Origin of the sequence: Halomonas sp. H33-56, from assembly GCF_040147035.1 — a bacterium.
Taxonomy (GTDB): domain Bacteria; phylum Pseudomonadota; class Gammaproteobacteria; order Pseudomonadales; family Halomonadaceae; genus Halomonas; species Halomonas litopenaei.
In genome coordinates this window covers 3,179,097-3,192,407 of sequence record NZ_JAMSHP010000001.1, presented here as the reverse complement: position 1 = coordinate 3,192,407, position 13,311 = coordinate 3,179,097, and the positions used below count along the sequence as shown (strand labels likewise).

General features: G+C 64.5%; 10 protein-coding genes. 7 read left to right on the top strand and 3 right to left on the bottom strand.

The features are described 5' to 3' along the window. Positions 1 to 69: 69 nt before the first annotated feature. Positions 70 to 915, top strand: a complete 846-nt coding sequence (locus tag NFH98_RS13715; protein WP_045992891.1) for a fructosamine kinase family protein — start codon at positions 70 to 72, stop codon at positions 913 to 915. Positions 916 to 1,070: 155 nt separating this feature from the next. Here the strand turns inward: NFH98_RS13715 and NFH98_RS13710 are convergent, their stop codons facing one another. Then, positions 1,071 to 1,985 (bottom strand): alpha/beta fold hydrolase, encoded by a 915-nt coding sequence (locus NFH98_RS13710; protein ID WP_222568540.1) that lies wholly within the window; start codon positions 1,983 to 1,985, stop codon positions 1,071 to 1,073. Between the two features lie 348 nt (positions 1,986 to 2,333). Here NFH98_RS13710 and NFH98_RS13705 point away from each other — a divergent pair, with 348 nt between their 5' ends. From NFH98_RS13705 to NFH98_RS13690, 4 genes are all read left to right on the top strand, one after another. Continuing rightward, positions 2,334 to 3,797: a TolC family outer membrane protein gene (locus NFH98_RS13705; protein WP_108133278.1), complete on the top strand. Its 1,464-nt coding sequence runs from the start codon at positions 2,334 to 2,336 to the stop codon at positions 3,795 to 3,797. Positions 3,798 to 3,889: 92 nt separating this feature from the next. Further along, positions 3,890 to 5,284, top strand: a complete 1,395-nt coding sequence (locus NFH98_RS13700; RefSeq protein ID WP_349622874.1) for an efflux RND transporter periplasmic adaptor subunit — start codon at positions 3,890 to 3,892, stop codon at positions 5,282 to 5,284. Next, positions 5,281 to 8,475, top strand: coding sequence for an efflux RND transporter permease subunit (locus NFH98_RS13695; protein ID WP_349622873.1), 3,195 nt, complete (start codon positions 5,281 to 5,283; stop codon positions 8,473 to 8,475). Before NFH98_RS13700 ends, NFH98_RS13695 begins: the two co-directional genes overlap by 4 nt. A 305-nt stretch (positions 8,476 to 8,780) precedes the next feature. Continuing rightward, the gene (locus tag NFH98_RS13690) at positions 8,781 to 9,521 is read left to right on the top strand and encodes a hypothetical protein (protein WP_349622872.1); all 741 of its coding nucleotides are present in this window, start codon (positions 8,781 to 8,783) and stop codon (positions 9,519 to 9,521) included. Between the two features lie 51 nt (positions 9,522 to 9,572). Here NFH98_RS13690 and NFH98_RS13685 read toward each other — a convergent pair whose 3' ends face one another. Beyond that, a complete protein-coding gene (locus NFH98_RS13685; protein WP_286984991.1) occupies positions 9,573 to 10,187 on the bottom strand; it encodes a TetR family transcriptional regulator in 615 nt (204 codons plus the stop codon). 182 nt (positions 10,188 to 10,369) lie between these two features. On the opposite strand from NFH98_RS13685, the gene NFH98_RS13680 reads away from it, so the two are divergent. After that, the gene (locus NFH98_RS13680) at positions 10,370 to 11,404 is read left to right on the top strand and encodes a succinylglutamate desuccinylase/aspartoacylase family protein (protein ID WP_045992886.1); all 1,035 of its coding nucleotides are present in this window, start codon (positions 10,370 to 10,372) and stop codon (positions 11,402 to 11,404) included. Between the two features lie 271 nt (positions 11,405 to 11,675). On the opposite strand, the gene dusA is transcribed toward NFH98_RS13680, so the two are convergent. Then, on the bottom strand, positions 11,676 to 12,683 hold the full coding sequence (gene dusA, locus NFH98_RS13675) for a tRNA dihydrouridine(20/20a) synthase DusA (protein WP_502878748.1): 1,008 nt from the start codon (positions 12,681 to 12,683) through the stop codon (positions 11,676 to 11,678). A 321-nt stretch (positions 12,684 to 13,004) separates the two neighbouring features. On the opposite strand from dusA, the gene NFH98_RS13670 reads away from it, so the two are divergent. After that, entirely contained in the window at positions 13,005 to 13,247 is a 243-nt protein-coding gene (locus tag NFH98_RS13670; protein WP_205254685.1) for a regulatory protein RecX, read from the top strand. Positions 13,248 to 13,311 lie beyond the last annotated feature (64 nt).

Sequence of the window (13,311 nt, the reverse complement as noted above, 5' to 3'; positions counted from 1 at the left end):
TGTACCACCCGAGGGTGGCGACGCGCAACCTGCGCCCGGCGAATCTGCCAGCAGCCAGCAGGAGCCAGCATGAAACTCAATGACGCCCTCGAGACGCTGGGGCTAGCCGCCACGGCACCGCCACGTGCCCTGTCGGGCGGTGATATGGCCGAGGTGTGGCGGATCGAGACAGCCCAGGGCGCGGTGGTGGCCAAGCGCGACGATCCTGAACGCCTGGCAGGAGAGGCCGAGGGCCTTGCCGCGCTCGGCGATGCCGGTAGCTCGCTGGTGATACCCGCAGTGATGGGCCAGGTCGGCTCCTGGCTGGTGATGGAAGCGCTGGAGCCTGGGCCCGCCGACTGGACGGCGCTGGGTCGAGGGCTGGCGGAGCTGCACGCGCCTTGCGAGGCCGCCCACGGCTGGGCGCACGACAACGCCTGCGGGGCGACGCCCCAGCCCAATGCGCCGCTTCACGACGGACGCGCCTTCCAGCGTGAGCGAAGATTGATGCCCCTGGGCGAGGCCTGCCACGGCCGCGGCTTGCTGTCGCGCAGTGAACTTGCCCGCCTCAGGCAGGTGGCCGACCAGCTCGAGGCGTGGCTGCCTGACCAGGCGCCAAGTCTGGTGCACGGGGACCTGTGGTCCGGCAACGTCATCCACAGTTCGCGGGGCCCGGCATTGATCGACCCGGCGGTCTATCGCCACTACCCGGAGGTGGATCTGGCCATGCTGACGCTGTTCGGCGCGCCGGGTGAGGCATTTTTCGAGGCCTACTGGCAGGCGCAGGGGCGGGAGCGCGCGCCCGCCGACTGGCCCCGGCGCGAAGCCGCCTTCCAGCTCTATCCGTTGCTCAATCACCTGCTGCTGTTCGGCCGTGGCTATCACGCGGCAGTGTTGCGAACGATCACGCGGCTGGAGCAGGACTCCAACGACTAGGGCTTGTCTGAAAAGTGCCTGCGCTCGGTAATACGGCGTTAAAAATCGGATCAAAATGCTCATTTACACCCCGTAAACTGCGCTTTCTCACCGATTTTTGCCTTGTCTAACCTTCGCTCGTCGACTTTTCGGACAGCGCCTAGACAGAGCGGGCTTCAGGAGGCGCCGAGCCCCAGCAGGCGCCGCCACCAGGGACGCGCAACCGCCCTGGACGGCTCGTGAGGCTGCTCGGCGAGGCTTTTCTCGAGAAAGGCCTTGATCGGTGCAACCTGGCTCGGGCGATCGAGCATCGGGGCGTGGCCGCAGCCCGGGACCGCCAGCGTCTCGAGCTGTGGCTGGGCCTCGCCCATGCGGGTGACGATATCCTCGGACAGCAAAGGTGAGTCTTCGCCACGCACGACCATCAAGGGGCAGCGGATGGCCTTCCAGTCGGCCCAGGTGTCCCTGGGCGTGTCGTGGACGAATTGCTCGCCGATGCGCGGGTCGTAGTGGTAGGTCCAGCTACCGTCCGGCAGGCGGCGGGCGCTCTCCAGGGTGAGCTGGCGCCAGGCGTCCTCGTCATCTATGCCGAAGCCGGCGTAGTGGCGGCGAAGCTCCGCCTCGAGTTGGCTCAAGCGGGAAAAACGGTGGGGGACGGTGAAGTAGGTGGCCAGTTCGGCCAGGCCTTGTGGCACCAGTTCCGGACCGACATCGTTGAGCACCAGTCGTTCGATGCGGCCTGCACTGGATGGATCGGCGGCCAGCAGCATGCCGAGCAGCCCTCCCATGGAGGTACCCACCCAGGCTGCCCGGTCGAGTTCGAAGTGGTCCATGACGGCCAACGCGACTGTCATGTAGTGGGAGTACAAGTAGTCATTGGCAGGATACAGCGACCAGCTCGACAGTCCTCGCCCCGGTGTGTCGGGTGCCAGGACTCGCCATTCGGGGCCAAGTTCCCGGGCCAGGGCAGCGAAGTCACCGCCGTGGCGTGCCAGTCCGTGCCAGGCGATGACGGTTCTGGGGGCCTCGGGATGAAACACGCGTACCGCGATCTCGAGCTCTCGGAAGGTGACCAGTCTCAGAGTGTCCATGGTGGCTCCTGGTGATGGTCCTGCAGGGGAGGGCGATCTTGGCTATGTTGCAGTGCAGCATTGTGGTTTAGCCAGCAATATAGTGCGGAATTGCGAATTTTTCACCATCCTTGCATGAAGGGCGGTAGAATACGACGCCAAACATGCGACAATGTATGTATATCGAATACCCCTAGATTCGAACGCCACCCGGTGCTTTCCAGGAAGTCGAGGCGCCCAGGAAATGGCAAGGACAGTGTGTCAGGGAGGTCGTGCTCGCGTCGCGCGGCGTCCTTGGTGTGATGTCTCTGTGGCCTGGTCAAAGGGACTTGTGGACAACGCCGAGCAACAGATCCGAGGATGCTATCAATGACGCCTTCCCGACCAGTCCCCGTCACTCTGACCTCGCGGGTTCCTTCTCGCCGACGCCTTCTGTGTGCCGCTGTCGCCGCCCTGATGATGGGCCAGGTCCAGGCCGCCGATCTGTTGACCATTACCCGCGACGCGCTGGACAACAACTCCGAGTTGGCCTCCGAGCGGTCCACCACCAGTAGTGCGGAAGAAGGCATCAACGTCGAACAGGCGGATCTCAATCCTCAGGTGACCGCCTCCGGCGAGGCGGCCTACAACCATATCTTCGAGACCCAGTCGCAGTCCGGCTTCAGCGGCACCGGCAGCGATGACGACTACCTCAGCTACGGCCTCAACCTGCAGGCGACCCAGAAGCTCTACGACGCCCTCAACAGCCGCGAAGTGAACGTGGCCGAGGCCCAGCTGGAGCAGCAGACCTACACCCTGGCGGCTACCGAGCAGCAGGTGTTGATCGACACCTCGTCGGCCTACTTCGATATTCTGCGCGCCTACGAGATCCTCGAAGCACGCAGGGCCCAGGAGCGTGCCATCGGGCGTCAGCTCGAGCAGGCCCAGGAGCAGTTCGACGTCGGTTTGATCGCGATCACCGAGGTCGAGGAGGCGCGGGCGACCTTCGACCAGTCCCGGGCCGACCGGATCGTCGCCGAGAGCGACCTCCAGGTTGCCTTCGAGGCGCTGGAGCGCTTGACCGGCAAGCGCTACGACAGCATCGAGATGCTCCAGGACGATCTGCCTATTGCGCTGCCCGAGCCGTCCAGTCGTGATGCCTGGATCGAGCTTGCCATCGAGCGCAATCCGGAACTGCTGGCGCAGCAGGCGGGCGTCGATGTGGCGCGTGAGCGGATCGATGTGGCCAGGGCCGCCGATCTGCCGGTGGTGGAGGCCTTTGCCAACTACGCCTACAGCGACGACGAGCGTGACAACTTCGAGGACTACAACTCCAACAGCCAGGTGGGCGTGAGCGCCAGCATGCCGCTGTACACCGGCGGTCGGACCAGCGCCTCGGTGCGCCAGACCACCTACGACCTGGAGTCCAGCCAGTACGACTTCGAGTCCCAGCGCCGCGAGACGGTGCTGCAAGTGCGCTCGCTGTACACACAGGTCAGCAATGACGTCTCCACGGTGGCGGCGCGCAAGCAGTCCATCGTCTCCAACCAGAGTGCCCTGGATGCCACCCGCGCGGGCTACGAGGTGGGTACCCGCAACATCGTCGACGTGCTCAACGCCGAGCAGAACCTGTATAACGCCATCGCTGACTACGCCGATGCCCGTTTCAACTACGTGATCAACCTGCTCAGTCTGCACCGTCAGGCGGGGGTGCTCGACGCCCAGGATATCGCCGAGCTCAACGCCTTCCTGGTCGAGGAAGGGCAGGTGAACTTCACCCTGCCGGAGCAGGGCGAGGCCGACGAATACGACGCGGTTCTCGATATCGGCGCACCGCCGAGTCAGGACGGCTGACGCACGCCTAGGCGTCCAGGCTGACCGCTTCCTCCCTCGAGGCGGTCAGCGCCCGGCATCTGACGATCCAATTACCCCGAAGGAATCAAGGGATGAAAACCACCATCTATCGCGGCCGCCTCTGGGCCGCCCTGGCGGCAGCATTGCTGCTGGTCGGCTGTGGTCAGGAAGAAGACCCGTCCGCCGGCCAGGCCGGTGGTCAGCCACCCGCCAAGGCCATCGAGGTGGCCGAGCTGGCCTACCAGGACATTCCACTGGACAAGTCCTACCCCTCCAAGCTGATGAGCGAGCAGGAAGTCACCCTGGTCGCACGTGTCACCGGTGTGCTCGAGGAGCGCAAGTTCGAACCCGGCGATCAGGTCGAGCAGGGGGAGAGCCTCTACACCATCGAGCCGGACCTGTACGAGGCCACCGTGGCCCAGCGCGAGGCCGACCTGGCCAGCGCCCAGGCCGAGCTGTCGCGGGCCGAGCGTGACGCCAATCGTTTCCAGCAGCTGGCAGCCCAGAACTCGGTGAGCCGTCAGCAGGTCGACCAGGCCCTGGCCGACGCGCGCGTCGCGCGGGCCAGCGTGGCCCAGGCCGAGGCGGCGCTGAAGAGCGCCCAGCTCGACCTGGACTACGCCGAGGTCACGGCGCCGGTGTCTGGCGTGATCGGTCTCAGTGAGGTCAATGTCGGCAACCTGGTGTCACCCAATACCGAACTTGCCACCATCACTCCGCTGGACCCGCTGGAGGTCCGTTTCCAGATGCCTCAGAACGACGCCTTCGAGCTGCGTCGTCAGTTGAAGGACATGAGCATCGAGGACATCGCCGCCTCGCTCGAAGCGTTCTCTTCGCGTGGGGATGAGCCTGCCGTGCTCAGCGGCCACCTGGACTTCCTTGGCTCCCGTGTCGATCCCGAGACCAGCACCGTCCAGGCGGAGGCCACCTTTGCCAACCCGGACGGCGCGGTGCTGCCGGGTCAGTACGTGCGTGTGAAGATCGAGGGGCTGGCTCGCTTCGGCGTGCTGGCGGTGCCGGAGCTGGCGTTGACCCAGGGCCTGATGGGCCCGCAGGTCTACGTGCTCGATGAAGACAACGTCGCCAGGGCGCGTCCGGTGCAGCTCGGCGAGCTGGCGGGCGCCTGGCAGATCATCCTCGACGGCGTCGAACCCGGCGAGCGTGTGGTGGTCGGTGATCCGGGCAGCCTGAAGCCGGGTACCCCGATCGATCCCCAGCCGTTCGACGGCGACGCCGAGGCACTGATGCAAGAAGCCCAGTACGAGCAGCAGGGGCAGGGCGCCGGCCAGGCCGCGCCCGAGCAAGCTGAGCAGGAAGCGGCGTCACCGGGCGAGCCAGCGGCCGATCAGAGCGGGCAGGGCACTGCCGAGAGCGATGGTCAGGGCGAGGACGCCGCGAGTGCCACCCAGGCCGCTCAACAGGCGCCGATGAACGCGCCGCAGGGCGATCAGGAGGCCGAGGAGGCTCGAGGAGAGGGTAACGAATGAATTTCGCCAACTTCTTCATCAAGCGGCCGATCTTCGCCTCGGTCCTGGCGATCATCCTGACCATCATCGGGGCGATGAGCATGCGGGTACTGCCGATCGAGCAGTATCCCAGCGTGGTGCCGCCCACGGTGTCGGTCAGCGCCACCTTCCCGGGGGCCGACGCCGAGACCGTGGCGCAGACGGTGGCCGCGCCGCTGGCGGAGGCGATCAACGGCGTCGAGAACATGCTCTACATGAACTCGACCAGCTCCGACAACGGCTCCATGAGCCTGAGCGTGGCCTTCGACATCGGGACCGACGGTGATATCAACACCATCAACGTCAACAACCGGGTCCAGGGCGCGCTGTCTCAGCTGCCCGAGGCGGTGCAGGAGCAGGGCGTCCAGGTCGAGCTGCGCTCCAGCTCTATCCTGATGCTGGTGTCGTTGATCTCGCCCCAGGACGACTACGACAACATCTACATGCAGAACTACGCCACCCTGAACATTCTCGACGAGCTGCGCCAGATTCCCGGCGTCGGTGAGGCCGAGGTGCTGGGCGGTGGCGAGTTCGCCATGCGCATCTGGATGGACCCCAACAAGCTGGCCGAGTACGACCTGACCCCCACCGAGGTGGCGGCGGCGATTCGTGCCCAGAACACCGAGGTACCGGCGGGTAGCCTGGCGTCCACGCCGATCGACAGCCCGCGAGCCTTCACCTACACCATCACCGCCGGCGGACGTCTGTCCAGCGCCGACGACTTCCGCGACATCCTGCTGCGCACCAACGAGGACGGCTCTGCGCTGCGCCTGGATGATGTGGCGCGGATCGAGCTGGGCGCCTCCTTCTACGGCGTCGAGGCACGCCTCAACGGCGCCATCATGACGCCGATCATGATCCAGCAGCAGCCGGGCGCCAATGCCCTGCAGACGGCAGACATGGTCAAGGAAAAGATGAACGAGCTGGAGGTGCGCTTCCCGCCGGGCCTCGAGTACGTGGTGCCCTACGACACCACCCTGTTCATCGACGCCTCGGTGGAAACCGTCTTCCACACCTTTATCGAAGCCTTCCTGATCGTCGGCGTCATCCTGTTCATCTTCCTGCAGAACTGGCGCTTTACCGTGATCGCCATGTCGGTGGTGCCGGTATCGGTACTGGCCACCTTCGCAGGCTTCTACGTGTTCGGCTTCTCGATCAACCTTTTGACGCTGTTCGCTCTGGTGCTGTCCATCGGCATCGTGGTGGATGACGCCATCCTGGTGGTGGAGAACGTCGAAAGGGTGCTGTCGGAGGACGAGGAGATCACGGTTCGCCAGGCCACCATCCAGGCCATGAAGGAGGTCGGTGGGCCGGTCATCGCCACCTCGCTGATCATGGCGGCGGTGTTCGTGCCGGTGGCCTTCCTCGGCGGTTTTACCGGGCAGATCTATCAGCAGTTCGCCCTGACCATCGCCATCTCGGTGGCGTTCTCGGCGCTGATGGCGCTGACCTTCACCCCGGCGCTGTCGGCGATCTTCATCAAGCACGACCTGCACAAGAAGGAATCCTCCTTCATGCGGGCGGTGCGCACCCCGCTGCGCCTGTTCGACCGCTTCTTCGACGGCGTCACCAGGGTGTTCATGGTGGCGGTCAAGGCGCTGGTCAAGGCCTGGGTGCTGACCCTGCTGCTGGTGGGGCTGGTCGGGGCCGGTTCCTTCTGGCTCTACGAGAACACGCCCTCGACGCTGGTGCCGGAAACCGACCAGGGCATCGCCCTGGCGGCGGTCAGCCTGCCGGACTCGGCATCGCTCAGCCGCACCAAGGCCTATATGGCCGAGGTCAGCAAGCGCATCGAGGAAGTGCCCGGTGTGCGCTATTCCTCGGCCATCGCCGGCTACGACATGCTGACCAGCTCGGTCAACACCGCGCGCGGCATCATCTTCATCAACATGGACAACTGGTCCGAGCGCGAGACCACGGTGGATGACCTGATCGGCCGGATCTTCCAGATCGGTGCCGAGGTCGACGGAGGCAACGTCATGGCCTTCAACATGCCGCCGATCATCGGCCTGTCCACCACCGGCGGCTTCACCGGCTACCTGCAGTCGTTCTCCGGTGCCACCCCCGAGGAGATCTACCAGGCCTCACTCAAGGTGATGCAGGCGGCTAATCAGGATCCGGCGCTCAACCAGGTGTTCTCGACCTTCAGCGTCAACGTGCCGTCCTTCCGCGCCGAGATCGACCAGCAGAAGGCGCTGAGCTACGGTGTGTCGCTGACCGACCTCAATGCCACTCTGTCGAACACCTTCGGCAATGGCTTCGTCAACTTCTTCAGCTACCAGAACCGCAACTTCCAGGTCTACCTGCAGAACGAGGCGGAGTACCGCGACACCCCGGACGATATCAACAACGTCTATGTGCGCGGCGGCACTGGTGAGCGGATTCCGCTGTCGGAGTTCGTGACCCTCGAGCGCAAGGCCGCACCTGCGGTAGTCACCCGTTTCGGTGTCTACTCGGCGGCCCAGTTCCAGGGTGGTCCGGCGGAAGGCTACTCCTCGACCCAGGCGCTCCAGGCCATGGAGCGGATCGTCCAGGATACGCTTGGCAGCGACTGGGGCATGGGTTGGACCGGTACCGCCTACCAGGAGAGCGAAGCGGGTAACGCCGGCACCATCGCCATCATCTTCGGCATGGTCATGGTGTTCCTGATCCTGGCGGCGCAGTACGAGAGCTGGTCATTGCCTCTGGCGGTACTGACCGCCACGCCGTTCGCCTTCCTCGGGGGCATCGCCGGTATCGCCATGCGTGGCCTGGATACCAGCGTCTATGTCCAGATCGGGGTATTGGTGGTCATCGGCCTGGCGGCAAAGAACGCCATTCTGATCGTCGAGTTCGCCGAGTTGCAGCGCAAGGAGATGGGCAAGACCATCCGCGAGGCGGCGATCACCGCGGCGGAGCTGCGTTTCCGGCCCATCGTGATGACCTCCATGGCGTTCATCTTCGGCACCCTGCCGCTGGCCATGGCCACCGGCGCCAGTGACACCAGCAGCCACCACATCGGTACCACGGTGGCCATGGGCATGGCCTCGGTGGCGATACTGGGTAGCTGTTTCGTGCCGTCGTTCTACGCCATGATCGCGTCCCTCTCCCTGCGCTTGTTCGGAGAGCGTAGTTCCGACGACGATGAGGACGAGAACGCCTCCGAAGCCAAGGGCACTGCCACCGATCATTGAACGGGGTGGGCGGGTCAACATGACCGCCCCTCATCGGTAGAATGGTTGATGCAGGTCAAAGCGCCGCCTTTCCAGGCGGCGCTTTTTTTTATGCTGCAGAGGCGGTGAGTCGCTGGTGGCAGGGAGTTTTTTATCGCCTATTACACGCTTGTGGCGGGCCTGGGGGAAGTGTGCAGTGCAGCATATTGTGCATCGCAACATGCTGTCGCCAAAGGAAAAATTGGGATGTGCGGGTCGAGGTTTGTGGCCTATGGCGCTATGCTGCGGGTAGCAAGTACGCAAGTGGCAACGCCACGGGAGGTGGTATGGACATAACGCTGATCAGGGACATTGCCCTGAGTTTTCCGCTGATTCTGTTCACGGTGCTGCTTCCACTCGTCGCGCTCTACTGGATCCTGGTGGCATTGGAGCTGGTGCCGCTGCAGCTGTTCGAACGTGACAGCCTGCGTGACGATCATATGGCCAGCACGATGGTATCGCTGGGGTTTGCCGGGGTGCCGGTGACGGTGGCCTTGACCGCGCTGATCCTGTTCGCTGCTGTCTTCACGCTGGTGGCGGAACTGCTGATTCTGCAGTGGGTCAACTTGGCGATCGTGATCGTGCCGCTGGGCATCGTGGTGCTGTGGGGAGCCTTTGCGCTGTCGTCCCCGCTGGCATCCCGCTTCTGTCGGGTACTGTTGAAGCGCTATCGCGATCGGCCCTCGTTCAACCGCCGTTGCCTGCTGGGCGAGCGTGTCCAGGTGGTCGGCTTCATCGATGGCCAGGGGTGCTGCCGTGCGGTGCTCTGCTCGGACGGAACCCGGGAGATCTGCCTAAGGGGCAAGCCGGGGGCGATGCCGCGGGAAGGGGAAGTACGGGTGCTGGTCAAGTACCTGGAAGAGCACGACAGCTTCCGCTCGGTGGCCGAGCAGGAGTTTCTCGATGCGCGTACCCGGCTGGTAAGGCTCAAGCTGATCGAGCGTCATGAGCCGGTACCACCCCATGAGGCGTCGACGCACGGGCACCACTACCACGGCCATCGTCACTCCCACGGCCATCAGCATTGAAGCGTGTCGAGCCCTTCTCGAGTCGATCGAGTAGCGGTTCGCGACGACGGGTCAGTCGCGACCGATCAGGCTGATCAGGTCATCGACCAGGGCAGGGCCTCGTTCACTGAGAGTGAAGGCCTGGGGCGCCCGCAGCCACTCCCAGAACAGCCCGCTCAGGGCATAGTGAAACAGGTCGGTGGCACGCTCCGGGCTAAGCCCGGGGCGTAGCTGCTGCTTGAGATCAGCCTGCTTGAACTGGCGCAGCAAGGCCTGGCAGGTTTCTCGGGCGATCTCGGCCTTGGCCTCCAGCGGGTCGAAATCGTCGGTACGCTCGCAGTGGTGCAGCAGGATACCGTGAACCCGGCGGTGGCGCGGAGTATCGGCCTGACGCAACCCGACATGACAGCTCAAGCGAATGGCCTCCAGCGGGTGGTGATCGACCGAGGAGTCGTCGAGCTCATTGAGCAGGTCCTCGAACGGCAGATGGACTCGCTCCAGCATGGCCCGGAACAGATCGCCCTTGTTGCGAAAATGCCAGTACAGGGCGCCCCGGGTAACGCCGGCCCGTCGCGAGATGACCTCGAGCGAGGCGCGCGAGACACCACGCTCGAGGAACACTTCCTCGGCGGCATCGAGCAATGCGGCTCGGGTGGCGGCGGCTTCTTGCTTGGTACGGCGGGCCATGGGGGCGGGGCGCTCCGGCGGTGGGTCAGTCCGCGTATTCTACCGGACTGGCCCCGCGAGATCAGCGGCATCGATACGCGCACTGAGGTAAATTGGGCTCGTTTTGGCGACGTCACAAAGGTATAAGGACGACAGGTGCTGTCGTGTTTTCGACGGCGCGGCATGGCGACTAAGGAACTTTCATGGCAAGAGCCCCCTTCGAACTGGCCGGCATTACCGTCAAGCCGGGCACGCGTGCCCAGATCGACGTGCCGGTGGCCAAACTTTACACCCATGCACCGCTGGATATCCCGGTGGAGGTCGTTCACGGACGCCAGCCCGGCCCCACCTTGCTGGTGTGCAGCGCCATCCACGGCGACGAGATAAACGGCGTCGAGATCGTCAGGCGTCTGTTGCGTTCGCGCCAGATCAACCGTCTGCGCGGCACCCTGATCGCGGTGCCGATCGTCAATATCTTCGGCTTCGTTCAGCACTCTCGCTATCTGCCGGATCGGCGCGATCTCAATCGCTGCTTTCCCGGCAGTGAATCAGGCTCTCTCGGGGGGCGTATCGCGGCACTGTTTCGCGAGCAGATCGTCGATCACGCGACCCACATCATCGACCTTCATACCGGCGCCATCCACCGCACCAACCTGCCGCAGATCCGCGCCCAGCTGGGTGACGCCGGTGAGGAGACCCGGCGCATGGCCGACGCCTTCGGCGCTCCGGTGATCCTCAACGCCGAGCTTCGCGAAGGCAGCCTTCGCCACTACGCCCAGACTCGCGGTACGCCAGTACTCACTTACGAGGCCGGCGAGGCGCTGCGCTTCGACGAGTGGGCGATCACCGCTGGTGTCCGAGGGGTGCTGCGGGTGATGCGCCGGCTCGACATGCTGACCGGCGAGCAACGCCGTCGCAAGCCACCGGCAGCGGAGGTCGCCAATGGGTCGAGCTGGGCGCGTGCGCCCATCGACGGCATCCTGAGGCCCAAGGTGCGCCTGGGTGCCCGGGTCGCCAAGGGGCAGGTGCTGGGCAAGGTCGCCGATCCCTTCGGCGAGACCGAAGGCGAGATCCTGTCCATGGCCGACGGCATCGTCATCGGCATGAGCCGGCTGCCCCTGGCCAACGAAGGCGAGGCGCTGTTCCATATCGCCCGCTTCGACGCCATCGAAGAAGCCGAAAGCGCCATCGAGACCTTCCATTCGAGCCTGGAGCCGCCGCCCGATTCACTCTACTAGGCCTCAAGGCGTGACGCGGTTCACCCAGGAGCCAAGGTTGCACATGCAGGTGAGCACTCGCTTACCTTAAGGCATGAGGGTGGCGATAGGGGTGGCGGCAGAGGTAGCGGTAGCAGTAGCGGTAGGGCTAGCGAGACAGATGTCCGGAGGGCTTGATGAAGATCGAGTCCCCAACCCCGGACCCAATAAAGAACGGCCGAGCAGATCGCTCGGCCGTTGTCTTTTTTGCAGGGCAATTTTTCCCGTGCAGCGGAGTGTCGTGCAGCCGTTGTCAGGCGCTGACGGGTTCCGGCACCAGGCCCAGGGCATCGTCGAACACCGCCAGGCCCGCGCCGTCGCGATGAGCGTTCTCCGACAGATGTCGACGGAAGCGGCGCCCGCCGGGGCAGCCCTGGAACAGGCCAAGAAGATGGCGGGTGATATGGTTGAGCTTGGCGCCTTCTTCCAGGCGGCGCTGGATGTAAGGGCGTAGTGCCATGGCGGCGGCGTGGCGACTGTCAGCAGGCCCCGGCTCGCCGTAGATCGCCTGGTCCACCTGGGCCAGCAGCCAGGGATTCTGGTAGGCCTCGCGACCCACCATCACGCTGTCGACGTGATTAAGCTGCGTCTGGCACTCCTCGAGGCTCTTGATGCCGCCGTTGATGCCGATATGCAGGTCGGGGCGACTGGTCTTCAAGCGATGCACCCGCGGATAATTCAGCGGCGGCACGTCGCGGTTTTCCTTGGGGGACAGCCCCTGCAGCCAGGCCTTGCGCGCGTGCACGATAAACACCTCGCAGCCGGCGTCGGCCACCTGGGTGATAAAGCGCTCGAGATCGGCGTCCTCGTCCTGATCGTCGATCCCGATACGGCACTTCACCGTCACCGGAATCGACACCGCCTCGCGCATCGTCGCCACCGCCAGTGCCACCTTGTCCGGATGACCCATCAGGCAGGCCCCGATCAGGTTGTTCTGGACCCTGTCGCTGGGGCAACCCACGTTGAGATTGACCTCGTCGTAGCCCCACTCCTCGGCGATCGCCGCGCACTCGGCGAGTTCTCCCGGATCGCTGCCACCTAACTGCAGCGCCAGCGGATGCTCCACCTCGTCGTAGCCGAGGAAGCGTTCGCGCGGACGCCCGTGAAGGATCGCACCAGTGGTCACCATCTCGGTGTACAAGAGCGTCCGGCGCGTCAGGGTGCGCGCGAAAACGCGGTAGTCGCGGGTAGTTAGGTCCATCATCGGCGCCACAGAAAAGCGGCGGGCCTGGGCCAGGGGATCTCGGTCAGTCATCGGCATCAAGAGGTCGGGCAGGAGAGGGCGCGTAGTGTACCAGCCCCAAGGGGGCGTTTTCATTGTTGGTGTGGTGCCTGTGCGGCGGGTACGAGTCGGAGCAGAGGTGCTTCGCAGTCTGCCCCTGGCCTTGCGTTCTACCGCCAAATTGGAGCAGCGAGGAAAACTTTGCAGATTGAGGACTGCTGGCGCTGGCCTTCCGGCGACGCGAGTATCGTGGTACCGACGAGGGATTGCGCCTTACCTCGGCGCGACGGGCCACCAGGCGAGAGGAGGCGATTTATGCTCAATGAGACCTTGAAAAGGCGATTGGCGAAGGACCGTCCCATGACGACAGTGACGCTGCGGGTGCCGGTTGATGTGGTGGAGTCGCTGAAGGCGATAGCGCCACTGAAGGGGTTTCAAGGCTACCAGACGCTGCTGAAAGCCTACGTCAGCGAGGGACTGCGTCGCGACGAGGCTCGCTATCTCGATGATGGTGTGCGGCGTTTGGTGGAGGCGTTGAAGGCTCGCGGTGTGGCTCCGGAACTTATCGAGCGTGCGGTGGCTGATGCCTATGAGGAGAATTGAGTCGAGCACATCCGACTGTGCGCCTTTCGATAAGGGGGCTCAATAGCCTCTTGCAAGGCACAGG